The following is a 21,361-nucleotide window of genomic DNA, read 5'->3' on the forward strand; positions in this document are numbered from 1 at the left end:
CAATGATACTCGGACCGCAGGGTCCCGGAAAAGTCGGTCAGCGCGGGGGTTTTTCTTATACGCACCGCTGCCTACGGGCAGCGTCACGCGGGAGTAGCTCAGCTGGTAGAGCACTACCTTGCCAAGGTAGATGTCGCGAGTTCGAATCTCGTCTCCCGCTCCACAACCCCCCCCACACCCTTACCGGTGCTGGGGGTTTCTTGTTGTGTTCCCGATATCCAGGGCCGGGCCGGACGACGGCTGCCAGGTGGTGCATCCAGTTGAATCGAAGGGACAGATGGGTCTGTGTGGACGTTCTGCCCCCGGTGGATCAGGCAGAATGCCCGGTATGTTCGAGTTCGACGTTCAATACCGTGACGGGCGCGCGCGCGTGGCCCAACTGCACACGCCGCGCGGCACGGTTACCACACCCATGTTCATGCCGGTCGGCACGCAGGGCACCGTGAAAGGCGTCAGTCCGCAGGAACTGCTGGAGATCGGGTCGCAGATGATCCTGGGCAACACCTATCACCTGATGCTGCGGCCCGGTGAGGCCCTCGTGGAGGCGCACGGGGGCCTGCCGGGCTTCACGGCCTACCCTGGCCCCTTCCTGACCGACTCAGGCGGTTTCCAGGTGATGAGCCTGGGGCACATGCGCAAGATCACCGAGGAGGGTGTGACCTTCAAGAGTCACCTGGACGGCAGTCTGGTCAAGTTGACACCTGAACGCAGCATCGAGGTGCAGCAGGCACTGGGGGCGGACATCATCATGGCGTTCGACGAGTGCCCCCCCTACCCGGCCGAGCGGGAGTACATCCAGCGGAGCCTGGAACGCACGGAACGCTGGCTGGGCCGCAGCCTGAGCGCCAAAACGAACGATCATCAGGCGCTGTTCGCGATCGTGCAGGGAGGCGTCCATGAAGACCTGCGCCGCCAGAGCCTGGCGTTAACACTGCCGTACGACACGCCGGGCTTTGCCATCGGGGGACTGGCCGTCGGCGAACCGAAGGACCAGATGTACCCGGCGGTGGCCTTCACGGCCGCCCACCTGCCCGAGCACAAGCCGCGCTACCTGATGGGTGTGGGCCACCCGGAGGACCTGGTGGCGGGAATCGCGCTGGGTGTGGACATGTTCGACTGCGTGTACCCCACCCGCACGGGCCGCTTCGGGTACGCCCTGACTGACGATGGGCGACTGAACATGAATTCCAGTGCGCCCCGCCGCGAGCTGGTCCCCATGGACGCCGACTGCGACTGTTACGCCTGCCGCAACTACACACGCGCCTATCTCGCGCATCTGGTGAAGGCAGAGGAGATGCTGGCGCCCCGCATGCTGTCGCTGCATAACCTGCGGTACCTGCACCGACTGGTCGAGCGCGCCCGCGCCGCCATTGAAAGAGGTGAGTACCACGTGTGGGCCTCGGAATGGGCGGAACGTTACTTCAAAGGCCAGATTCCGGCCTGGTTCCAGCAGGCCATTGATACCGGAAGAAGCGCCACGCCCGACCCCGCCATCTGAGTGACCTGCCGCCCACCGGACCGCGCTGGCACGCCCTGAACCCTGACAGTCTTCTTACAGGATTCGGGGGGTCCGCGCGGCGGTTCAGGGTGACCGGTGACCTTCATACCTTCGTCAGAAATAGGCAATGTCGCGTAACAAGGGCATTTTATGAGGCTCTCAGGCTTGACCCGGTCTCTTTCATGCTTGTATCATCCGCCTGATCTGACAGTTCTCATCCGACAGGAAACGAGCGTCAGGTTGCGCGAGAGGGACACAGGACGGCGAACCACTCCGGGAGAGGAAACCCGGCAACTCGCCCCAACGTCAACTTCAGAGCCGGACGTGACTCCGACGCGCGACGACCTTTTGGGGGTTCATATGAAGAAAAGCCTGCTCGTTCTCACCGCTGCGCTGTCCTTTGGCGTTGCAGCCGCACAGACCGCGGCTCCTGCCAGCGCGCCCCAGGTGCCCGCACTGACCGACGTTCCCGCCGGTCACTGGGCCAAGGACGCCATCGACAAGCTGGTCAGCACCGGCATCATCCTGGGTTACCCCGACGGCACCTTCCGCGGCACCCAGAACCTGACCCGCTACGAAGCGGCCGTCATCATCGCCCGCCTGCTCGACCAGGTGAAGACCGGCGACGTCGTGGTCGGTGAAATCGACCCCGAAACCCTGACCGCGCTGCAGAACGCGATTCAGGAACTCGCCGCCGACCTCGCCGCCCTGGGCGTGCGCGTCAGCGACCTCGAAGAGAACGCTGTCAGCCGCGACGACTTCGCCCGCCTCGAAGACCGCGTCGAGCAGCTCGCGCTGGCCAACGGCGACCCCGAAGCCCTCGCCGGCCTGACCAGCCAGATCGACGAACTGACCGCCCGCGCCGACGACTACGACACCCTGCGTGCCGACGTCGACGACAACGCCAGCTCCATCGCCGCCCTGAACGACCTGACCGTCCTCCTGAACCAGGACATCCTGAACCTCCAGGACCGCGTCAGCGCCGTCGAAGCCGCCCAGGCCGACCTTGTCGCCCGCGCCGACTACGACAACCTCGCCGGCCGCGTCGGCGTCGTCGAGACGAAAGTCACCAGCCTCGACAACCGCGTCGCGCAGCTCGAGAAGTACGCCTTCAACATCACCCCCACCCTGTCCGCCACGTACTTCGTGGGCCGCGCGACCCGCGACATGGACGTCGACCGTCTGCTGCCCGGCACCATCTTCAGCACCGGTGACGACGGCGACGCCGACACGAGCGACACCGCTGTCGACTACACCGACTTCTCCGGCGACGCGATCGAGATCGTCGACGCCACGGCAGACAACTACTACGGCTTCTCCAGCGCCGGCAACCTGCCCAACAAGGCCGTGACTGCGGAAGGCAGCACCAGCATCAGCTTCGGCATTACCTTCGGCACCAGTGGCAAGCTGGATACCGTGACCAGCCAGGCCAACGGTTCTTACGTCAAGAGCGCCGGTAACCTGAACGTCAACAAGGTCGACGTGACCTTCGGCGTTCGTGCCGGTCTGCCCAGTGGCGCCATGATGCCTATCGTCGATGCTGACGGTGAACCCACCGGCGATTACCTGGGTGGATCCACCACCTACGACGGCAACACCTACAAGCCCCTGTACTTCTACTTCAAGAGCGCGACCGCCAACTTCACCGTCGGCAACGCGCCCGTCACGGTCACCTTCGGCAAGAACCTGAAGTTCAAGTTCGCTGACTACATCGGTGACAACGACGCCGTGGGCCGCGGCGACGGCTTCAACGTCGAGATCGACGGCAGCACCCTGCCCCTGATCGGTGCGTTCAAGCCCATGATCAACACTGTGTACGGCAGCAAGGGCGGCGCCAACGGCGACAACCTGTACTACCGTGGTGTGCGCGCCACCATCACCCCCATCGGCACCCTGAAAGCCGGTGTCCACGTTCTGCAGGAAGCCGCTGACGCGTTCGGCGGGAACCAGGCTACCCAGGATGTCACCGCCTACGGCGCCGACCTGCGCGGTCAGGTCGCTGGCTGGCAGCTGGAAAGCGAGTACGCGACCAGCACCATCGATCCGCTGAACGGTGACACGAAAACCCAGAGCGCCTTCTACGCCAAGACCAGCGGCAGCCTCGGCCCCGTCAAGGTCTACACCCTGAACTACCGCAGCGTCAGCGCTGGCTATAACGCCGAAGCCGGCATCATGGAGGCCGCTCCCAAGGCCACCAACAGCACCGCTCCGTACGGCGCTGGCCGCACCGGCTTCGGCGTGAAGGCCAAGGCCAGCCTGGGCCCCGTGTCCGTCGGCGGGTACGTGGACAACAGCGTCGCCTACGGCAACAGCCCCCTGAACACGAACAATGACGAAACGGCCGTCGTGGACCGTGGCGTGGCCGGCAAGGTCAGCCTGTTCAACTTCGTCACCGTGCGCGGCGGCTACTACGAGATGCTGACCGGTAAAACTTCCCCCCTCGCCGCTGACTTCGGTGGCCAGGACAGCGCCCGTTACGCCGTGCGTGGAGACGTCACCCCCGGCCTGGGCTTCAGCGTCGGTGGCTTCTACCGCAACGTGTCCAACGGTGCCGGTGTCCGTCAGAACAGCGACGGCGGCCTGTTCGCCAAGAGCACCTCGGCCGGCACCAACGAGTTCGGTCTGAACACCACCGAACTGGATTCCAACACCTGCGGCAGCACCTGCTACAGCGAATACGGCGCCGAGATCAAGCACGACGGCAAGGCCGCCGACGCCCTGGTCAAGGACCTCGACCTGACCTTCGGCTACGCTGCCCGCTACCGTGGCACGACCCTCGGCTACAGCAACAACGTGCTGTACGCCACCGCCAAGTACAACACCAAGCTGGGTATCGCCAACATCAACGTCGACGGCGGCGTGACCAACAGCACCTACGCTGCAGCCGACACCGCTCAGAACACCACCACCCTGAACGGCACGCTGGATGTCAAGACCGACACCCTGAACACCGTCTTCAAGCCCAGCCTCGAAGGCTACGTCAAGGCCTACAGCAAGACCTTCGGCACGGCGAACGCCAGTGGCGCCACCCAGTGGACCGCCAACGACGTGACCTACCGCGTCGGCGTGAAGCTCAACGAGTTCCTGCTCCCCAACACCAAACTGGCCGTGTACTACGCCGGTTACCAGGGCAAGAACCGCATCTACGTTCCTTACGCCGCAGCCACCGCTGCCGAGGGTGAGGACACGGCCGGCGACTACGACAACCAGAACCACGGCCGCACCGTCAGCCAGAGCCTGGTGTACGTGGAAGGTAACTACTACGACCTGAGCTTCGGCTACGGCTACGGTACCCTCAGCCTGGACGGCGCTCCCAAGCCCCAGAACGGCTCCGTCTTCAAGATCAACTACAAGGTCAACTTCTAAAGCCTGACCTGAATCCCGTCAGGGATTCACCTGAGAAGCCCCCGCCGCGTGCGGGGGTTTTTCCTGTCGGGTGCGGCGCTGGCTGTGCAGTCGGGTGCGGGGTGTGCCGTGCCGGTGAGCGGGTAGACTGAGGGTATGCTTGCTGTTTTTGGTCACCTGAACCCGGATACCGATGCCATCACGGCCGCGCTGGTGTACGCGCGCCTGCTTGCCCGTCAGGGAGTGGACGCGCAGGCGTTCCGTCTGGGCGAACTGAATTTCGAGACGGCGTTCGTGCTGCGTGAAGCGGGCGTGGACGCCCCTGCGCTATTGCCGGCGCTGGAGGCGGGCGCGGCGGTGGCGCTGGTGGATCACAACGAGAGTGCGCAGTCCGCGCCGAACCTCGCGGAGTTGAACGTGACGCGCGTCGTGGATCACCACAAGCTGGGTGACCTGAGCACCGCGCAGCCGCCCTACCTGCGCTTCGAGCCGGTGGGCTGCACCGGGACGATCCTGCTGAAACTGCACCGTGAGGCGGGCCTGAGCGTGGAGCCGCTGGACGCCCGGTTGATGCTGAGCGCGGTTCTGAGCGACACGCTGCACTTCCGCAGCCCGACGACCACCCAGGAGGACCGTGACGCGGTGGCGTTCCTGGCGCCAGTGGCGGGCATCGAGGACGTGGAGGCCTACGCCCTGGCCATGTTCGCCGCCAAGAGCGACCTGGGTGACACGCCGGCCGAGGCGCTGCTGCGCATGGATTACAAGGTGTTCCCGTTCGGTGATGTGGCCGCGCCGCAGCAGTGGGGGATCGGTGTGATCGAGACGACGAACCCGGCGTACGTGTTCGGTCGTCAGGCCGAGCTGCTGGCCGCCATGGCGGACGTGAAGGCCGCCGACGGACTGGCGGGCGTGCTGCTGAGCGTTGTGGATATCCTGAACGAGACGAACCGCACGCTGGTGCTGGGTGACGCGGAAGCGCAGGTGCTGAGTGGCGCGTTCGGCGTGAGTGTGGACGGGCCGGTCGCGGACCTGGGCGCGCGGATCAGCCGCAAGAAGCAGATCGTGCCGACACTCGAAGCGTACTTCGCGCCCCAGGGCTAATACGGATTCCGTTTGTTTCGTTGACAACCCGGGAGGCCGCCGGGTTGCCAACTCCACGTCCGGAACACGCCCAGCTCCCACTCGCATCCGTTCGGATTGAACGGCTTTATAAGCCATTTAATCGGAGTCCGTATAAGGCGGCGGGGCCGGTGGGGAGGGGTTCAGGTGCCACGGGCCTGCACGCCTCCCCGCTGCCGTGACGGGGTGCGCGGCCTATGCTGGGCGGATGAGTGCAGGACGTGACGGCAGTGCAGACGTGAGGGTTCAGGCGTGGCAGGCGGAACTGGAGTGGCTGTTCGCCCGGCAGCGGTTCGGGGTGCATCCGGGCCTGGGGCGGGTGCGGGCGCTGCTGGCGCGGCTGGGTGACCCGCAGCGGGCGTTCCGGACGGTGCTGGTGGGCGGCACGAACGGCAAGGGGTCCACGGCCGCCACGCTGGCCGCCATGCTGCGCGCGGGGGGGGTGCGGGCGGGCCTGTTCACCAGTCCGCACCTGACGCGGTTCACGGAACGGTTCGTGGTAGGCGGGCAGGAACTGCCGGAAGGGGTGGTCGCGGCGGCGCTGGCCCGCGTGCGCCCGGAGGCCGAGGTGGTCGGGGCGTCGTTCTTCGAGATCGTGACGGCGCTGGGTGCCCTGCTGTTTGCAGAGGCGGGCGTGCAGGTGGCCGTGATGGAGGTGGGGCTGGGCGGCCGCCTGGATTCCACGAACGCGCTGGACCCGGAGCTGAGTGTCGTGACGAACGTGGCGCTGGACCACACGGAGTTCCTGGGGGACACGCTGGAGGCCATTGCAGGGGAGAAGGCCGGGATTCTGCGGGCGGGCCGTCCGGCGGTGGTGGGTGTCGCGCCGCAGGTGCAGGCCATCTTTGCGGCGCGGGGCGCGGACCTGTGGGCGCTGGACGATCACCTGACCGGCACGGAGCTGCGCGGCTGGCAGGGGGCGCAGGTGACGTTGCGCGGCCCCGCTGGCCCCCTGACCCTGCACACACCGCTGCTGGGGCTGCATGGGGCCCGTAACGCGACCCTGGCGGCCCTGGCGGCCCTGCGGCTGGGCCTGCCCGCAGAGGCCGTGACGCGCGGGGCGGCCGCCGCGCAGTGGCCGGGGCGGCTGGAGGCCATTCCCTGGCAGGGTGGGCGGGTGCTGCTGGACGGCGCGCACAACCCGGACGGCGCACTGGCACTGGCCGCCGCACTGAGAGAGCTGGGTGTCGGGCCGCTGCCGCTGGTGTTCGGCGCGGCGGGCGACAAGGACATCAGCGGGGTGGCGGCGGCACTGCGCTCCTGCGCGTCCGAGGTGATCCTGACCCGCGCGGCCCTGAGCCCACGGGCGGCCGATCCGCAGGCACTGGCGCCCCTGTTCGCGGGGCTGCCGGTCACGGTGACGGACTCCCCGGCGGCGGCCCTGGACGCACTGGCGGCCCGGCAGGCGCCGCTGGCGCTGGTGTGCGGCAGCCTCTACCTGCTGGGCGAGGTGCGGCCCCTGCTGCTGGGTGAGACCGCCGAGGCCCGCGAGCGCTGGCAGTAGCAGCGGCGCCCGGCTGCTCCGCCAGATGGCCTAGGCGTGCCGGGCAGCGGTACCCTGGAGGTCATGACCACGCCTGACCAGACGGCCACCGATGCGCCCCTCACTCCGCCGGTCCACCCGACCATGCAGGCGCTCCGGCGCCGCCTGGGTCAGGTCAGCGACCTGAACGCCGCCGCCAGCCTGCTCTCCTGGGAGCAGGAGACCTTCATGCCCGAGGAGGCCGCCCCGGTACGCGGGCAGCAACTGGCGACCCTGGCGGGCCTGTCGCACGAACTGTTCACCGCACCAGATACGGGCGACCTGCTGACGGCCGCGCAGGCACAGGACGACACGGACCGCGCCGTGGTGCGCGTGGCCCGCCGCGATCACGCCAGGGCCACCCGCCTGCCCACCGCGTTCGTCGAGGAGCAGACCCGCGCGCAGAACGAGGCGCACCACGCCTGGATCGAGGCCCGCCGCCACAGTGATTTCGGGACGTTCGCGCCGCACCTGGAACGCATGATGGACCTCGCGCGCCGCCAGGCGGACCTGGTGGGGTTCGACGAGCATCCCTACGACGCCCTGATCGACGATTACGAGCCGGGCATGCGCGCCTCGCAGGTGCGGGCGGTGTTCGCGGACCTGCGCGACCGCACGCTGCCGCTGCTGGAGCGAATCCGCGCGGCCGGGGACGCCGCCGACTACAGTGTCCTGACCCGCCCGTTCCCCCCGCAGGCTCAGAAGGACTTCGCGTGGCGCGTGGCAGGCGAGGCGTTCGGCCTGCAGGGCAGTTTCGCGCGGCAGGACGAGAGCGCACACCCGTTCCAGTCGAACTTCAGCCGCAGCGACATCCGCATCACGACCCGCGTGGAGCCGTACTGGCCTGCCTGCCTGTTCGGTACCTGGCACGAGACCGGGCACGCCATGTACGAGCGGGGCGTGAGTGAACGCTGGGCGCGCACGCCGGTGTCGGCCGGGGCGAGCCTGGGCGTGCACGAGAGCCAGTCGCGGATGTTCGAGAACCTGCTGGCCCGCAGCCTCCCGTTCTGGGAGCGGTACTTCCCGCAGTTGCAGCAGGCCGCGCCCGCCGTGACCGAAGGTCTGGACGCCGGCGCCCTGTACCGCGCCGTGAACCGCGTGAACCCCAGCCTGATCCGCGTGGAGGCCGACGAGGTCACGTACAACTTCCACGTGATGCTGCGCTTCGAGCTGGAACTGGCACTGCTGGAAGGCAGTCTGGCCGTGCGGGACCTGCCGGACGCCTGGAACGAGAAGATGCAGGCGTACCTGGGCCTGACCCCGCCGGACGACGCGCGCGGCGTGTTGCAGGACATTCACTGGTCGGCCGGGCTGATCGGGTACTTCCCGACGTACACGCTGGGGAACCTGCTGAGCGTGCAACTGCTGGAGGCCGCGCAGCGCGACCCGGCCGTGGCGCAGGGGGTGGCCGCCGCCGAGTACGGCCCGCTGCGCGCCTGGCTGGTCGAGCATGTGCACCAGCACGGGCGCAGCCTGACGCCCGCCGAACTGACCGTGCAGGCCACCGGGCAGGCCCTGAGCGCCGACCCGTACGTGGCGTACCTGCACCGCAAGTACGGCGAGATCTACAGCCTGGACTGACAGCAACGTGAAAGGCCCCCGGTGCCGTTCACGCCGGGGGCCTTCTTGTGCCTTCTGGGTGGGTCAGCTGGCCTGCCGGCGTTCGGCGCGGGTGATCAGGTAGGCGCGTGCGGAGTTCAGCCATTTCTGCGCGAGGTCGCTGTGCGGGTGCCCGCGTTCACGCATGGCGCGTACGCCCTGCTGTAACTGCCGTTCCATGCGGCGCACGGCGACCAATCCGCCCTCGTTTTCCAGTTCGATGAAGGTGTTCAGCAGCGTGGTGGGGTGGGCGTGACCCAGGCGGATGCTTTCGGTGATGGTGTCCAGTGAGCGCATGGGAGGGCACTCCTTCCCGCCCGGTGGGCGGCGAGGTCGGTGGGGCCGTGAAGCGGTGGGGACTGTTAGGTGCGCTGGGAGCCGTTCGAACAGGTGTTCTGCTGGGGACGAATCCTTGGTCTGATTACGATCTTGGCAGATTGTAGCAGGAACGCATCAGGGGAGGCAAGAAGCTGTGCCGCGTATTCTGTATTGACCGTACCGACGGGCGGTGTTACACTCCAACCAAGGCTGCCCCATTCTGCCCACAGGCAAACCCCGCCCGTGACCGGATACACAGCCCCAGGCGGCACGCGCCCCCGAGTCGGCACCCACCCGTGCCCGACCCCCGGCGTGAGGCCACGCCGCAGCCAAGGAGGTGAACAATGAAACTGCACGAAAGACTCCGCGAACTGCGCAGCGAACGCGGGCTGCGGCTCAAGGACGTCGCCGAGATCGCCGGGATCAGCGTCCCGTACCTCAGCGACCTTGAACGTGGCCGCACCAACCCCAGCCTGGAAACCCTCCAGACCCTGGCCGGCGCGTACGCCATCACCGTTCACGACCTGCTCGAGGGCGTCGAATTCTACGGCGCGTCCACCGAGGGCGCCCTGCCCAAGGGCCTCGCCGACCTGGTCGCCGACCCAACCCTGGGACCGCAGATCACGCCCGACTGGGTCCGCACGCTGTCCCGCATCGAACTGCGCGGTAAACGCCCCCGCGACAAGCAGGACTGGTACGAGATCTACCTGCACCTCAAACGCATCCTGAACTGACGTTCAGTGCCAATGCCGCACGACAGGAACCGGAGCCTCACTGAGCTCCGGTTCTGTCGTCCTGCCCCGCACGGCAGCCCTGATCAGGCGGCCTGCGCCACTTCCAGCAGTTCCGGTCGTCCACGGGTCAGGAGCAGGGTCCCTGCGCCCCACGCTCCGCCCACCAGCGCGAGGGCGAAGGCCAGTGGCGGCGCACTCAGGGTGGCTGCCACAGCGCTCAGGCCGATCAGGGCGCCCACCGCGTCCGGCACCGGCAGTCGCACCCGCAGCGCCAGGGCGCGGCCCACGTCGTACGCGCTGACGCTCAGGCCCAGCGCGATCAGCAGCGCCGTCAGTGCCAGCGCGATCAGGGCCGGTCCCAGCAGGCCCGCCAGGGTCAGCCCGCAGGCCGGTCCCAGCAGCGCCGCGAGGGCCAGCACGCCCAGCGCCAGCGTCCGGACCGGCGCGTGCCGCTGCCGCCGCGCCAGCATCGGCGCCAACCCCGACACGAACAGCAGCAGCAGCGCCCCGCCGGTCAGGGTCACGAACACCTGCGGCCACGCCGCGCTGCCCAGCCACCCCAGCACCGGACGGAACGCGGCGGCCGTCACGGCGGCCAGCCCCTGCGGCGCGCCCGTCTGCAGTGCGGCCCGGTCGTCCGGCGCGTGCCCCAGCAGGGCGTTCACGCGCCCACTGACCTGCGCGCCGGCGTCACGGTGCACGTCGCCCAGCAGCGCGATCACCTCACCCTGCACCTGCGCGCCGGGCCGCAGGTACACGCTGCCACCCACGTTGATCACGTTCCCGCGTACCGGTCCACTGACCTGCAGGTCCTGACCGAAGGTCACATTGCCGTGGCTGACCACCCCGTACAGGGCCGGCAGGGTCAGCGCGGCACTCAGCGTGAATGCCCCGGCGCCCAGCCGCTGCGTGAGCGGGCCGGGCCGCCAGCTGACCAGCGCGCTCGTGACCAGCAGCAGCGCCAGTCCCGCCACCGCCACCGGCGACACCTGCGCCAGCAGTGCCTGCGCGACCACCGCGCCCGCCGCGAGGTTCGGCCAGACGCTGGTCACGCCCATCAGGGTCAGGGCGACCATCAGCGACACCACCATGAACAGCGGGGCCGGATTGTGCCGCAGCGGCCGGTCCGGCGGGTTGAACGGCTCGGGCCGCAACGCGGCGGACCCAGATGCGGCGGACCCAGACGCGACGGCCCCCAATGCGGTTGCCCCGGAGGTTGCACCCAATGAGGTCGCGCTGCCGACGCTCTGCGCGCCAGGGTGGGCGGCAGGGAAGGGGAGAGGCGCACTTGCCCCCGCCCCGGTCTGGATGCTCTGTGGGCCGCCGGACGCAGCCTCACGGGCAATCCGGGCGGCCAGCTGCGCCGCCATGCTCCCCGCGCCGTCCGGGACAGGCCGGGGAGGCACGCTGCCGAGACGCACGGAACTGCTCACCTCGCCCGCCACCAGCGCCGCCACACTGACCGGCAGGGGCGGCACCGGCGCCAGCGCCGACCGAAGCGACACGTCCCGCCCCACGGCCGCCGCCACGCTCATCCCTGCCGGCAGCGGGGGAGGAGTCAGGCGCCGGTTCAGACTGACGCCGGTCGCCACGGCCTGCGCCACCGAGGCAGGCAGGTCCGGTGCAGGCGCGGCCAGCCACACGCTCCCCTGAATCTCACTGACCACCAGCGCCGCCACACTGACCGGCAGCACCGGGGGCGGCAGGGACTGCACCAGCGTCACGCCGCGCGCCAGTTGCCGCCGCCACGCCCTGACCGGCGGGCCGGACGGATCGTTCTCCAGGCGCGCCAGCACGCCCTGACCGGCCGCGTCCAGGGTGCCGTCGGCCTCCTGGTGCAGCAGGTCCAGCCACGCCCGGTGCGCGTCGGCCGAAGCTGGATTGTGACGTTCTGCGCCCATACGTTCCCTTTACGTTGAACAGCCCCGCCGGGTTCCCGGACCTTCCTGCGGCCCGGCCGGCAGTCCCCCCGCCTCAGCTCACCCGGTCCGGCGCCACGAAATCGCCGCTCTTGCCGCCCGACTTGCTCAGCAGGCGCACGCCCGTGATCTCGATGGCCTTGCTGGCCGCCTTGAGCATGTCATACACGTTCAGCGCCGCGACCGTCACGGCCGTCAGGGCCTCCATCTCCACCCCGGTCGGCGCGGTCGTCCGGACGGTCGCCCGTACCCGCACGCCCGCCTCCTCCAGCGTCACCTGCACGTCCGCGCCCGTCACCGGAATCGGGTGGCACAGCGTCACCAGGTCCGCCGTGCGTTTACTGCCCGCCAGTCCGGCCAGCCGCGCCACGATCAGCGGGTCACCCTTGGGATTCGTGCCAGCCTCCAGCGCCGCGCGGGCCTCCGGCGGCAGGCGCACCCACGCCTCGGCACTCGCCTCGCGCGACGTGGCGACCTTACCGGTCACGTCCACCATGCGCGGCAACCCGTCACGGAAATGCGTCAGTTCCGGCGCGCTCACCTCACTCCTCCGGCAGCTTCAGGTCCGCCAGGGACGCGAACGGATTCTGCTTGGCGTGCAGCGACCCCACCGGCGTTCCCAGGTCGTCGTCGATCTCCTCGACCGGCACCTGCGCCATGTGCTCGCACGGCCCCTCGTTCAGGTCGTGCCCGCACACCTGACACAGGCCCCGGCAGGCCTCGTCGTGCAGCACGCTCAGCGGCGCGCCCAGCAGCGTCGTCTCCGCGAGGTAGGCACTCAGGTCCAGGTCCGGATCGCCGAACACCAGCATCTCCTCGCCCGTCTCGGCCTCCTCCAGGAACGGTGCGTCCACCGACGGGTCGTACCGCAGCAGCGTGCCCAGCGTGATCTCCAGCGGCACATGCACTTCCCGCAGGCAGCGGGCGCACTCCATGACCAGCACCGGCTCGAACGTGCCCTGCAGGTACATCTCATTGCTGCCCAGAGCGTTGACATCCACCTCGAACGGCGCGGGCTCCGCGAAACGCAGCGTGTGCTGCGCGCGGCCCTGCTCGTACTGGAGGTGATCAAGGTTGCCTTCCACGTGCGCGTCCTCGGTGGAGGAACGCAGCAGGGAACCCAGGTGAATACGAGGTGAATCCGTCATACCCACATGATAGGCCCGCCGGGCTGACAGAACCCTGCCGCCACACCCAAAGTGCCCCGGCCGCCACACCCGGAGTGCCCTGCGCAGATCAGGCCAGCCCAGACCGGCCCAGACCCGGCCAGTTCAGATCAGTTCAGGCCAGTTCGACCACGCTCGCGTCACTGATGGTCAGCTTGTGCGTGCGCGGCACCGTCCGCCCACCCCGCACCTGCGCCCGCACACCGATCAGGCAGTCCTGCAACCTCTTACTCAGGTTCTCGATCTGCGCCTCGGCGTCGATCACGCTGTGCTCCACCTCGGCGCCCCGCACCACGCTGCCCTGCCCGATGCTGGTAAACGGCCCGATGTACGCGTCCTCGATGATCACGCCCTCACCCAGCATCACCGGCCCCACGATCTTGCTGCGCGTTACCCGCGCCGACACCGGAATCACCACCCGGCCCGTGATCCGCGAATCCTCCACCGTGCCCTGCACGTCCAGTACGATCCGCTCCAGCAGCAGGCGGTTGGCGTCCAGCAGGTCCGCCGGGCGACCCGTGTCCTTCCACCAGCCCATCACCGGTTGGCCCGTCACGTCCGCGCCCCGCTCGATCAGCCCCTGAATGCCGTCCGTGATCTCATACTCACCCCGCGCAGACGGCGCCATGCCGTCCAGCACCGAGAAAATCTGCGGCGTGAAACAGTACAGACCCGCCACGGCCAGATTACTCGGCGGAACTTTCGGCTTCTCCACCAGGCGCGTGATGCGTGTCCCGTCCATCTGCGCCACCCCGAACGCCGTCGGGTCCTCCACCTCCACCAGCGCAATCAACGCCGCCGGACGCTCCGCCAGGAACCGGTCCACGAACGGTTTCGCCCCGAACTCGAACAGGTTGTCCCCCAGGTACACGCAGAAATCATCCTCACCCACCCACTCGCGCGCCACCAGCACCGCGTGCCCCAGCCCCAGCTGCTCATGCTGATTGATCAGCGTGACCTGCACACCCGAAATTTCCTGGATGGCATGCTGAATCTCCACCCGCGTGATATCCGACACCACCACACCGATCTCCGAGATACCCGCCGCGCGGAGCGTCTCGATGGCATGCCCGATAATCGGCTGCCCCGCCACCCGCAGCACAGGCTTGGGACGTGTATACGTCAGGGGACGGAGACGCGTACCCAGACCAGCAGCAGGAATAATGGCTTTCATGAGCCTACTGTAAGGCAGTGGCGCGGCATTCAGGGCTGAACGTGACGGATGTGCCACGCAGGTTCCCTGATGAAGCGCAGCACTTCTGGAACAATGGCAGTCATGTTCCTGAATTCCCTCATATTCAAACGGTGCCTGGATACCCTGTGCGCGGCGGTCGGGTTGCTCATCCTGGGGTTGCCGATGGTGGCACTGGCCGCATTGATTCGCTGGAAACTGGGCAGCCCGGTCCTGTTCCGACAGCAGCGTCCAGGACGACACGGACGGCCCTTCGTGATGTACAAGTTCCGCAGCATGAGCGATCAACGCGGTTCGGACGGGCAACTTCTCCCCGATGCTCAGCGGCTGACCCGCTTTGGTCGGTTCCTGCGCTCAACCAGCCTGGATGAACTGCCGGGCCTGTTGAACGTCCTGCGCGGAGACATGAGTCTGGTCGGCCCGCGCCCACTGCTGATGGAGTATTTGCCTCTGTATAGTGCCCGGCAGGGCCGCCGTCACGACGTGAAACCCGGCCTGACTGGCTGGGCACAGGTCAACGGCCGGAACGCCATCTCCTGGGAGCAGAAATTTGAACTGGATGTCTGGTACGTCGAGCACCGCACCCTGAAACTCGATCTGCAGATTATTGCAATGACCCTCCAGAAAGTCCTGAAACGCGACGGCATCAGCGCGCAGGGAGAGGCAACAATGAGTCGCTTCCAGGGCAGTGCCCGTGATACCTGAACCGGCCAAGGCGACACCAGACCTGCATGTCATCGGTGCGGGCGGTCACGCCCGCGTGATCGTGGCTCTGGCCCAGGCGGCCGGCTACCGCATTGCCGGTATCTTCGACGATCAGCCTGCCAATCCCGCTCTCCTGCTGGGCCACCCGGTATCCGGTTCCGTGCGGGACATTCCTGACTCAGTGGATACCTGGGCTGTCATTGCCATCGGAAGCAACGCCGTGCGCGAGCGTCTGGCCGCGCAGTTCCGTCAGGTGCAGTGGGCCACCCTGATTCATCCGGCGGCCTGGGTTGCGCCGGACGTCGTGGTCGGGCCGGGGAGCGTTGTCATGGCAGGGGCCGTGCTGCAACCTGGCGTGCGGATCGGCACACATGTAATCGTGAACACGCTTGCGGGCATCGATCATGACTGCCGTCTGGATGATTACGTGCATGTCGCTCCGGGCTGCCGATTGGCCGGAAACGTTCACCTGGAAACCGGCGTGTTCGCGGGGGTGGGATGCAGTTTCATCCCAGGGGTGACTGTTGGCCCCTGGGCACAACTGGGCGCCGGGGCTGTCATCACGGGCGCGCTACCCGGAGGTGTGACTGCTGTGGGTATTCCGGCACGCCCGATGCGGGGCCGGTGACGGCCCTGGGGATGCAGTGTGATCCAATTCAGTCCAATCCAGTTGACGGGTCTGTCCTCACCGCTCAATTCGGTGAGGGCCAGGGCTGCTCGGGACGGTGGAGGGAGCGTTCCGCTGTCTTCCGATGACCCTGCACCCCCTTAGATGACCTGAAGTCATATAAAATGAGCTGGACTGGATGAAAAGTTTGCCTGCCGACCGCCGCTCTTGCCGTATCCTGTCATCATGAAGCAGGTGCTTTCCCCGCAGGTAACCCCAGCATTCGCCGGATGGCCTGTCTTTGAACCGGATGAAATCCAGGCCACCACGGACGTACTGCAGTCGGGTCGCGTGAACTACTGGACTGGAACACAGGCGCGTGAATTCGAACGCGAGTACGCCAGTTACCTGGGAGTGCCGCACACCATTGCGCTGCACAACGGCACGCTGGCGCTCGAACTGGCCCTGTACGCTTTCGACATAGGAGACGGCGCCGAGGTCATCACGACCAGTCGCACCTTCATCGCCTCGGCCAGCGCCGCCGTCATGCGTGGCTGCGTTCCCGTCATCGCCGACATCGATCCCGTGACGCAGAACGTCACGGCCGAGACCATCCGTCCGTTGATCACACCCCGCACCCGCGCCATCATCGCCGTGCACCTGGCCGGCTGGCCCTGCGATATGGATCCCATCATGGCCCTGGCCGCCGAACACAACCTGGTCGTCATCGAGGACTGCGCCCAGGCTCACGGAGCTTTCTACAAAGGCCGGCCTGTCGGCAGCATTGGGCACGCCGCCGCCTTCTCCTTCTGTCAGGACAAGATCATGACCACCGGCGGCGAGGGCGGCCTGTTGGCCCTGCACGACACCGATACCTGGAAGAAAGCCTGGGCGTTCAAGGATCACGGCAAAAGCTACGACGCCGTCTACAACACTGAACACCCCCCCGGCTTTCGCTGGCTGCACGAGTCCTTCGGTACGAACTGGCGCATGCTGGAGATTCAGGCCGCCATCGGCCGCCTTCAACTCCGCAAACTGCCCGCCTGGATTGAGCGTCGCCGCGCCAACGCGCAGGTGCTCAACGAGCGCTTCTCCCGCCACGCCGCGCTGCGCCTGACCCTTCCGGACGACACCGAAGTGCACCACGCCTACTACAAGTACTACGTGTTCGTGCGCCCGGAACAACTGGCCCCCGGCTGGAACCGTGACCGCATCATGAATGCCGTCACCGCACAGGGCGTTCCCTGCTTCAGCGGTTCCTGCTCGGAAATCTACCTGGAGAAAGCCTTCACGGACGCAGGATACGGCCCACAGGAACGTCTGCCTGTTGCCCAGGAACTCGGAGACACATCCTTGATGTTCCTGGTGCACCCGACCCTCAGCCCCGACGACATGCAGCGCATGGCCGACGTGGTCGACGAGGTCATGCTCCGGGCCCAGAAGGCATGATGGTCACAGCGTTCCTGCGCAAATACCTGATTGACCTGCTGCTCTGGATCAGCGCCGGCCTGCTGGCCTATGCATTTCGTAAACCCTCACTGATCGCAGACGGCATTCCGCTCAGCGTGTTCGGTTACCTGCTGCTCAGCGGGCTGGTGATGGCTGGCGTGTCGTGGCGGTACAAGCTGGCCCGCCAGATGTGGCAACGTGTGGGAGTCCTGGACCTCCAACGTCTGGCCTACGCCAGCGCACTGACCACCCTGATCATGTTTGCCAGTGGGTTCGTCTTCCAGACTTGGCTGCAACTGCCACGCAGCGTCCCCCTGCTGGCCGGCCTGCTGGGCTTCCTGCTGATGGGCGCCACCCGTCTGGCCGCCCGCCTCGTCAGTGAGGCCGCCGCCCGCCAGACTGCGACCGAGCAACGCCGGGTCCTTATTATCGGTGCGGGCGAAGCCGGCATTCTGATTGCCCGCGAGATGCAGCGTCACCCCGAAGCGGGACTCACTCCCATCGGGTTTCTCGATGACGAGCCCAGCAAAGTGCAGCAGCGGCTGGTCGGCCTTCCAGTCTTCGGTACCGTCGCACAGTTACAGCAGGTCGCCGCTCGTGAACGGGCCGAGGAGATCCTGATCGCCGTACCCTCCGCATCCGGCGAGTTCGTTCGCCGGGTCGTCGATCTGTCCCGTGACGCCCAGATGCGTTACCGCATCATCCCCGGCGTGTTCGAGATCCTCAGCGGAGACGTGAACATCAACCAGATCCGCGACGTGAATCTCGAGGACCTGCTGCGCCGCCCACCTGTGCAGCTGAACACAGCCGAGATTGCCAACTACCTCAGGGGCCGCGTGATCCTCGTAACGGGCGCCGGAGGCAGCATCGGCTCGGAGATCGTCCGGCAGATCTCGACCTTCTCACCCGGCACCATCCTGCTGTTCGGCCGGGGCGAGAACAGCATCTTCAGTATCCAGCAGGAACTCCACCGCAACTGGCCTGAAATCAAGCACATCGGCCTGATCGGCGACGTGCGCGATCACTCCAGACTGCAAAGTGTGTTCGAGCAGTACCACCCGGAAGTGGTCTTCCACGCAGCTGCGCATAAACACGTTCCGCTGATGGAACAGTCACCTTCCGAGGCAATCCTGAACAACGTCATGGGCACCCGCAACGTCGTGGATCTCTGCCTGAAGCACGGCGTGACCCGCCTCGTGAACGTCTCGACCGACAAGGCCGTGAACCCCACCAGCGTCATGGGAGCCTCCAAACGCCTCGCAGAGATGTCCGTCTCGGCCGGGGCCACCCGCGCCCGCGAAACACAGGCCTTCGTGTCTGTCAGGTTCGGGAACGTGCTGGGCAGCCGGGGCAGCGTCGTCCCGACCTTCATGGCACAGATTCGTGCCGGGGGGCCCATCACCGTGACCCACCCGGAAATGGTCCGGTATTTCATGACCATTCCCGAAGCGGCCCGACTGGTCCTGCAGGCCGGTGGACTGGCCGAGAACGGCCGGGTCTACGTACTGAACATGGGAGACCCGGTCAAGATCTCCGACCTGGCACACGACGTGATCCGGCTGAGTGGAGCCCGCAACGTCGAGGTTGTCTACAGTGGCGTCCGCCCCGGCGAGAAACTCTACGAGGAACTCCTGACCACCGCCGAAGGCACTCACGCCACCACCCACAGCGAGATCTTCAGCGCCAACCTCGCCCAGGTAGACCACGACGCCCTGCAACGACAACTTGACCAGATACAGGCAATGGCCCATGCCAATGACGCCGACGCCATCCGCCGCGCGCTGAACACCCTGATTCCTGAAAACAAGTTTGGAAGCATCCGGTAAGTTCATCGGGCGACCTGACAGCAGCGGTAAAGCGGTAAAGAGGACCGGTGGGGAGCCTGCCGGTCCTCTTCACTTCACACGGACTGCCGTCTGTTTCGCTGACAATCCGGGACTTCACCGGATTGTCACCTCCACACCCGAAGGGGCGTTTCTCTCTTACTCGCATTCGCTCGGCCCCAGCGGCTTTGTAGGCCATTCAATCGGAGTCCGTATCATCGTAGTGATTACCGCGAAGCCGGTTGGGACCGGTAGGTTACGTCACCGAAGTACAGTGTGCGGCGATTCGCCACGTCAGGGCCAGTGAAGGCATTGCTGAAGATCAGTGCCAACTGTCCCGCTGCCTTGACGGTCACCTGCTCTGCCTGAGCGCTACCGGACACCTGACCAGACGCAATCAACTGCCCATCCAGGTAAGTTTCCCAGCGGCTCGGGGTATTCATGACTTCACGGCGCTGCACGTTGAAAGACAGGATGCCTGCGCTGCACGCCCGTAACGTAATGCCACCCATCCGCCCGAACCCCCATAACTCGCCCGCAGGTGCCGCGCGCACCGGTTGCCGGTCGCTGGTCAGCGCCGTTACCTGCTGGCAGTCGGTGGGAGAGATGCCGAGCGGCTGCACCTGGACGGTCCCCTGGGCGCGGACGGGAATGTCCCCGAGCAGGTGAGCCGTTACAGAGCCGACCCCCACGGTGCTGATCACGCCCACCATCAGGCGTAACGCACTGAACTGACGCTGCGCGTCAGCGGGCACGTGTCACCTCCCACTCCCGCAGTACCTGCCGGGATGCTGGACGGACCTCACGCGAGATCACCAGACGCATGCGCACGACAGGATCCTGATGATCAGGTTTCACCCGCGCATACACCCAGTCCTCCAGCGTGACCCCATTGAACCGCGCGCCTCCGATACGGACACAGATATTCTGCACTGAACACTGCTCGACAGCCACGTACACCCCCGGCTCGCTGGTCTTCAACTGAACGTACAGGCCATACACCTCATCCGGTTCATACTGCGGCGGAAGCAGCACCTGCCCCACCTGCACAGGCGGCAGACGATCCGGAGTGATCAGCGTCCACGGAACCCAGATGGTCGTTACCGTCAGGGCCGACCCAAGGAGCAGCGCATTCCCCAGGCCCACAGGCCAGTGCCGCAGCGAACGCGAGGTGCCCGGCAACTGCTCCGGCTGTGAGGCCCAGACGCCCCATGCGGCCCCTCCAAGAATGAAGAACACCTCTGCGTACCCGGGTGAAGGAAGTAACGTCACGTTATCCAGGGTGTTCAAGGTCAGCAATCCTGCGACGGCGGCGCGCGCCACAGCCCAACCAGACCGCCACGCACCCCACAACAGAGCCCCCCACAGCACCGCCCAGCCCAGCAGCCCCACCCACCCCGTCTCGACCAGCGCCTGAAGGACTCCGTTGTGTGCAATCAGCCAGGGCTGTTGCAGTCCAGAGAGCCACGCAGGACAACCGGGCATCACCTCTTGCAACGTTTCCAGCGTCTGACAGGGATCGGAAAAGGGAGCGGCGAGCCCTCCAAACTGATACGGTCCGGCCCCACCGACAGGTAGGCTGCGCGCCACGTTCGCCGCGTTCGTCCAGACCTCCTCACGGCCGCTGATGACTGGCCCCATGAACTCCGCCACGGGCTGGCGAGCACCGTCCCACACGGCCACGACCAGCAGTGGAACCATAAGCAGAACCCGGACGGCTGTCGCGAGGCGGCCACGCCACGCAGCCAACAGTCCGATCAGCAGGGCCGCCCAGGCCATCCGGCCGTCACCCAGTACAGTGATAGCTACGCCCAGCAGACCCACCGGAACCCGCCAGTGCCACCCCCAGGCCCGTTGCAGCAGGGCAAGCCATACCAGCACCACACCCAGAACACTCATGCCGTTCGAACTGGAGAACAGGAATTCCAGTGGGCGCAACCCACCCTGCACGCCTACCCAACCGGTTGTGAGTGACTGTAGAACCAGGGCCAGCACGCAGACCATTGAGATACCACCCGCCAGCCACTTTAAGTTCAGCGACGCCCCACGAGTCGCGCCGTACAGCACCAACGCGCAGACCAGCGCCGTCCTGAGGGCTGCCAGCCCAAGAGACAGCAGCACCTGCGACGTGAACAGCGCCGCTGCCAGCTGCGTCACTGCAAACACAGCAAGTGGTACGGTCAACCCTGCCGGAACGGTTTTCCAGGCACCCAACGCACTCAGGCTCACTACCGACACGGGCGGGAAGACCGGCAGGGCACCAAGCATCCAGTCACGCCACAGTGAAGCCCGGAGAGACGTCCCTCCGGGCTGCCCAACTGCGGGTTCCCTGAACGCAGGATCAGATGGGCGTTCCGATCTCAAT

At 66.8% G+C, this 21,361-nt stretch carries 17 protein-coding genes and 1 tRNA gene; 11 read left to right on the forward strand and 7 right to left on the reverse strand.

All coding sequences use genetic code 11. The features are described 5' to 3' along the window. Positions 1 to 87: 87 nt before the first annotated feature. From IEY70_RS07000 to IEY70_RS07025, 6 genes are all read left to right on the forward strand, one after another. Positions 88 to 163: transfer RNA gene (locus tag IEY70_RS07000), tRNA-Gly, on the forward strand. A 165-nt stretch (positions 164 to 328) separates the two neighbouring features. Then, positions 329 to 1,498 (forward strand): tRNA guanosine(34) transglycosylase Tgt, encoded by a 1,170-nt coding sequence (gene tgt, locus IEY70_RS07005; RefSeq protein WP_189064299.1) that lies wholly within the window; start codon positions 329 to 331, stop codon positions 1,496 to 1,498. A 360-nt stretch (positions 1,499 to 1,858) separates the two neighbouring features. Beyond that, entirely contained in the window at positions 1,859 to 4,864 is a 3,006-nt protein-coding gene (locus IEY70_RS20960; protein ID WP_229777721.1) for an S-layer homology domain-containing protein, read from the forward strand. A gap of 135 nt (positions 4,865 to 4,999) precedes the next feature. Then, entirely contained in the window at positions 5,000 to 5,944 is a 945-nt protein-coding gene (locus IEY70_RS07015; RefSeq protein WP_189064300.1) for a manganese-dependent inorganic pyrophosphatase, read from the forward strand. 226 nt (positions 5,945 to 6,170) lie between these two features. Then, a complete protein-coding gene (locus IEY70_RS07020; protein ID WP_189064301.1) occupies positions 6,171 to 7,466 on the forward strand; it encodes a bifunctional folylpolyglutamate synthase/dihydrofolate synthase in 1,296 nt (431 codons plus the stop codon). Between the two features lie 63 nt (positions 7,467 to 7,529). Next, a complete protein-coding gene (locus IEY70_RS07025) occupies positions 7,530 to 9,065 on the forward strand; it encodes a carboxypeptidase M32 (protein ID WP_373290763.1) in 1,536 nt (511 codons plus the stop codon). A 63-nt stretch (positions 9,066 to 9,128) separates the two neighbouring features. Here IEY70_RS07025 and IEY70_RS07030 read toward each other — a convergent pair whose 3' ends face one another. After that, complete coding sequence (locus IEY70_RS07030; RefSeq protein WP_189064302.1) at positions 9,129 to 9,380, reverse strand: hypothetical protein; 252 nt, start codon at positions 9,378 to 9,380, stop codon at positions 9,129 to 9,131. A 365-nt stretch (positions 9,381 to 9,745) separates the two neighbouring features. Between IEY70_RS07030 and IEY70_RS07035 the strand changes: the two genes are divergently transcribed. Further along, positions 9,746 to 10,135: a helix-turn-helix domain-containing protein gene (locus IEY70_RS07035; RefSeq protein WP_189064303.1), complete on the forward strand. Its 390-nt coding sequence runs from the start codon at positions 9,746 to 9,748 to the stop codon at positions 10,133 to 10,135. 83 nt (positions 10,136 to 10,218) lie between these two features. On the opposite strand, the gene IEY70_RS07040 is transcribed toward IEY70_RS07035, so the two are convergent. From IEY70_RS07040 to IEY70_RS07055, 4 genes are all read right to left on the reverse strand, one after another. Continuing rightward, positions 10,219 to 12,036 (reverse strand): polymer-forming cytoskeletal protein, encoded by a 1,818-nt coding sequence (locus tag IEY70_RS07040; protein ID WP_229777723.1) that lies wholly within the window; start codon positions 12,034 to 12,036, stop codon positions 10,219 to 10,221. Between the two features lie 73 nt (positions 12,037 to 12,109). Next, the gene (gene moaC / locus IEY70_RS07045) at positions 12,110 to 12,595 is read right to left on the reverse strand and encodes a cyclic pyranopterin monophosphate synthase MoaC (RefSeq protein WP_189064304.1); all 486 of its coding nucleotides are present in this window, start codon (positions 12,593 to 12,595) and stop codon (positions 12,110 to 12,112) included. Position 12,596: 1 nt separating this feature from the next. Further along, positions 12,597 to 13,202 carry a DUF177 domain-containing protein gene (locus IEY70_RS07050; protein WP_189064305.1) on the reverse strand — a complete coding sequence of 202 codons (606 nt, stop codon included), beginning with the start codon at positions 13,200 to 13,202 and terminating at the stop codon, positions 12,597 to 12,599. A 133-nt stretch (positions 13,203 to 13,335) separates the two neighbouring features. After that, positions 13,336 to 14,394 carry a glucose-1-phosphate thymidylyltransferase gene (locus IEY70_RS07055; RefSeq protein ID WP_189064306.1) on the reverse strand — a complete coding sequence of 353 codons (1,059 nt, stop codon included), beginning with the start codon at positions 14,392 to 14,394 and terminating at the stop codon, positions 13,336 to 13,338. 69 nt (positions 14,395 to 14,463) lie between these two features. Between IEY70_RS07055 and IEY70_RS07060 the strand changes: the two genes are divergently transcribed. From IEY70_RS07060 to IEY70_RS07075, 4 genes are all read left to right on the forward strand, one after another. Next, positions 14,464 to 15,117, forward strand: a complete 654-nt coding sequence (locus tag IEY70_RS07060) for a sugar transferase (protein ID WP_308425292.1) — start codon at positions 14,464 to 14,466, stop codon at positions 15,115 to 15,117. Next, positions 15,107 to 15,745, forward strand: a complete 639-nt coding sequence (locus IEY70_RS07065; RefSeq protein ID WP_229777724.1) for an acetyltransferase — start codon at positions 15,107 to 15,109, stop codon at positions 15,743 to 15,745. Before IEY70_RS07060 ends, IEY70_RS07065 begins: the two co-directional genes overlap by 11 nt. 225 nt (positions 15,746 to 15,970) lie before the next feature. Continuing rightward, positions 15,971 to 17,173: a DegT/DnrJ/EryC1/StrS family aminotransferase gene (locus IEY70_RS07070; RefSeq protein WP_189064307.1), complete on the forward strand. Its 1,203-nt coding sequence runs from the start codon at positions 15,971 to 15,973 to the stop codon at positions 17,171 to 17,173. Further along, positions 17,170 to 18,999: a polysaccharide biosynthesis protein gene (locus IEY70_RS07075; protein ID WP_308425291.1), complete on the forward strand. Its 1,830-nt coding sequence runs from the start codon at positions 17,170 to 17,172 to the stop codon at positions 18,997 to 18,999. Before IEY70_RS07070 ends, IEY70_RS07075 begins: the two co-directional genes overlap by 4 nt. 224 nt (positions 19,000 to 19,223) lie before the next feature. On the opposite strand, the gene IEY70_RS07080 is transcribed toward IEY70_RS07075, so the two are convergent. Both IEY70_RS07080 and IEY70_RS07085 read right to left on the reverse strand, forming a co-directional pair. Then, entirely contained in the window at positions 19,224 to 19,751 is a 528-nt protein-coding gene (locus IEY70_RS07080; protein WP_189064308.1) for a hypothetical protein, read from the reverse strand. Beyond that, positions 19,741 to 21,264 carry an O-antigen ligase family protein gene (locus IEY70_RS07085; protein ID WP_189064309.1) on the reverse strand — a complete coding sequence of 508 codons (1,524 nt, stop codon included), beginning with the start codon at positions 21,262 to 21,264 and terminating at the stop codon, positions 19,741 to 19,743. Before IEY70_RS07085 ends, IEY70_RS07080 begins: the two co-directional genes overlap by 11 nt. Between the last annotated feature and the right edge of the window lie 97 nt (positions 21,265 to 21,361).

The sequence above is a fragment of the Deinococcus seoulensis genome (genome assembly GCF_014648115.1).
Lineage (GTDB): Bacteria > Deinococcota > Deinococci > Deinococcales > Deinococcaceae > Deinococcus > Deinococcus seoulensis.

Coding starts and splice junctions, on each gene's coding strand:
- tgt (WP_189064299.1), top strand. CDS start 329: ATGTTCGAGTTCGACGTTCAATACCGTGACGGGCGCGCGCGCGTGGCC.
- IEY70_RS20960 (WP_229777721.1), top strand. CDS start 1,859: ATGAAGAAAAGCCTGCTCGTTCTCACCGCTGCGCTGTCCTTTGGCGTT.
- IEY70_RS07015 (WP_189064300.1), top strand. CDS start 5,000: ATGCTTGCTGTTTTTGGTCACCTGAACCCGGATACCGATGCCATCACG.
- IEY70_RS07020 (WP_189064301.1), top strand. CDS start 6,171: ATGAGTGCAGGACGTGACGGCAGTGCAGACGTGAGGGTTCAGGCGTGG.
- IEY70_RS07025 (WP_373290763.1), top strand. CDS start 7,530: ATGACCACGCCTGACCAGACGGCCACCGATGCGCCCCTCACTCCGCCG.
- IEY70_RS07030 (WP_189064302.1), bottom strand. CDS start 9,380: ATGCGCTCACTGGACACCATCACCGAAAGCATCCGCCTGGGTCACGCC.
- IEY70_RS07035 (WP_189064303.1), top strand. CDS start 9,746: ATGAAACTGCACGAAAGACTCCGCGAACTGCGCAGCGAACGCGGGCTG.
- IEY70_RS07040 (WP_229777723.1), bottom strand. CDS start 12,036: ATGGGCGCAGAACGTCACAATCCAGCTTCGGCCGACGCGCACCGGGCG.
- IEY70_RS07050 (WP_189064305.1), bottom strand. CDS start 13,202: ATGACGGATTCACCTCGTATTCACCTGGGTTCCCTGCTGCGTTCCTCC.
- IEY70_RS07055 (WP_189064306.1), bottom strand. CDS start 14,394: ATGAAAGCCATTATTCCTGCTGCTGGTCTGGGTACGCGTCTCCGTCCC.
- IEY70_RS07060 (WP_308425292.1), top strand. CDS start 14,464: ATGAAGCGCAGCACTTCTGGAACAATGGCAGTCATGTTCCTGAATTCC.
- IEY70_RS07070 (WP_189064307.1), top strand. CDS start 15,971: ATGAAGCAGGTGCTTTCCCCGCAGGTAACCCCAGCATTCGCCGGATGG.
- IEY70_RS07075 (WP_308425291.1), top strand. CDS start 17,170: ATGATGGTCACAGCGTTCCTGCGCAAATACCTGATTGACCTGCTGCTC.
- IEY70_RS07085 (WP_189064309.1), bottom strand. CDS start 21,264: ATGCTTGGTGCCCTGCCGGTCTTCCCGCCCGTGTCGGTAGTGAGCCTG.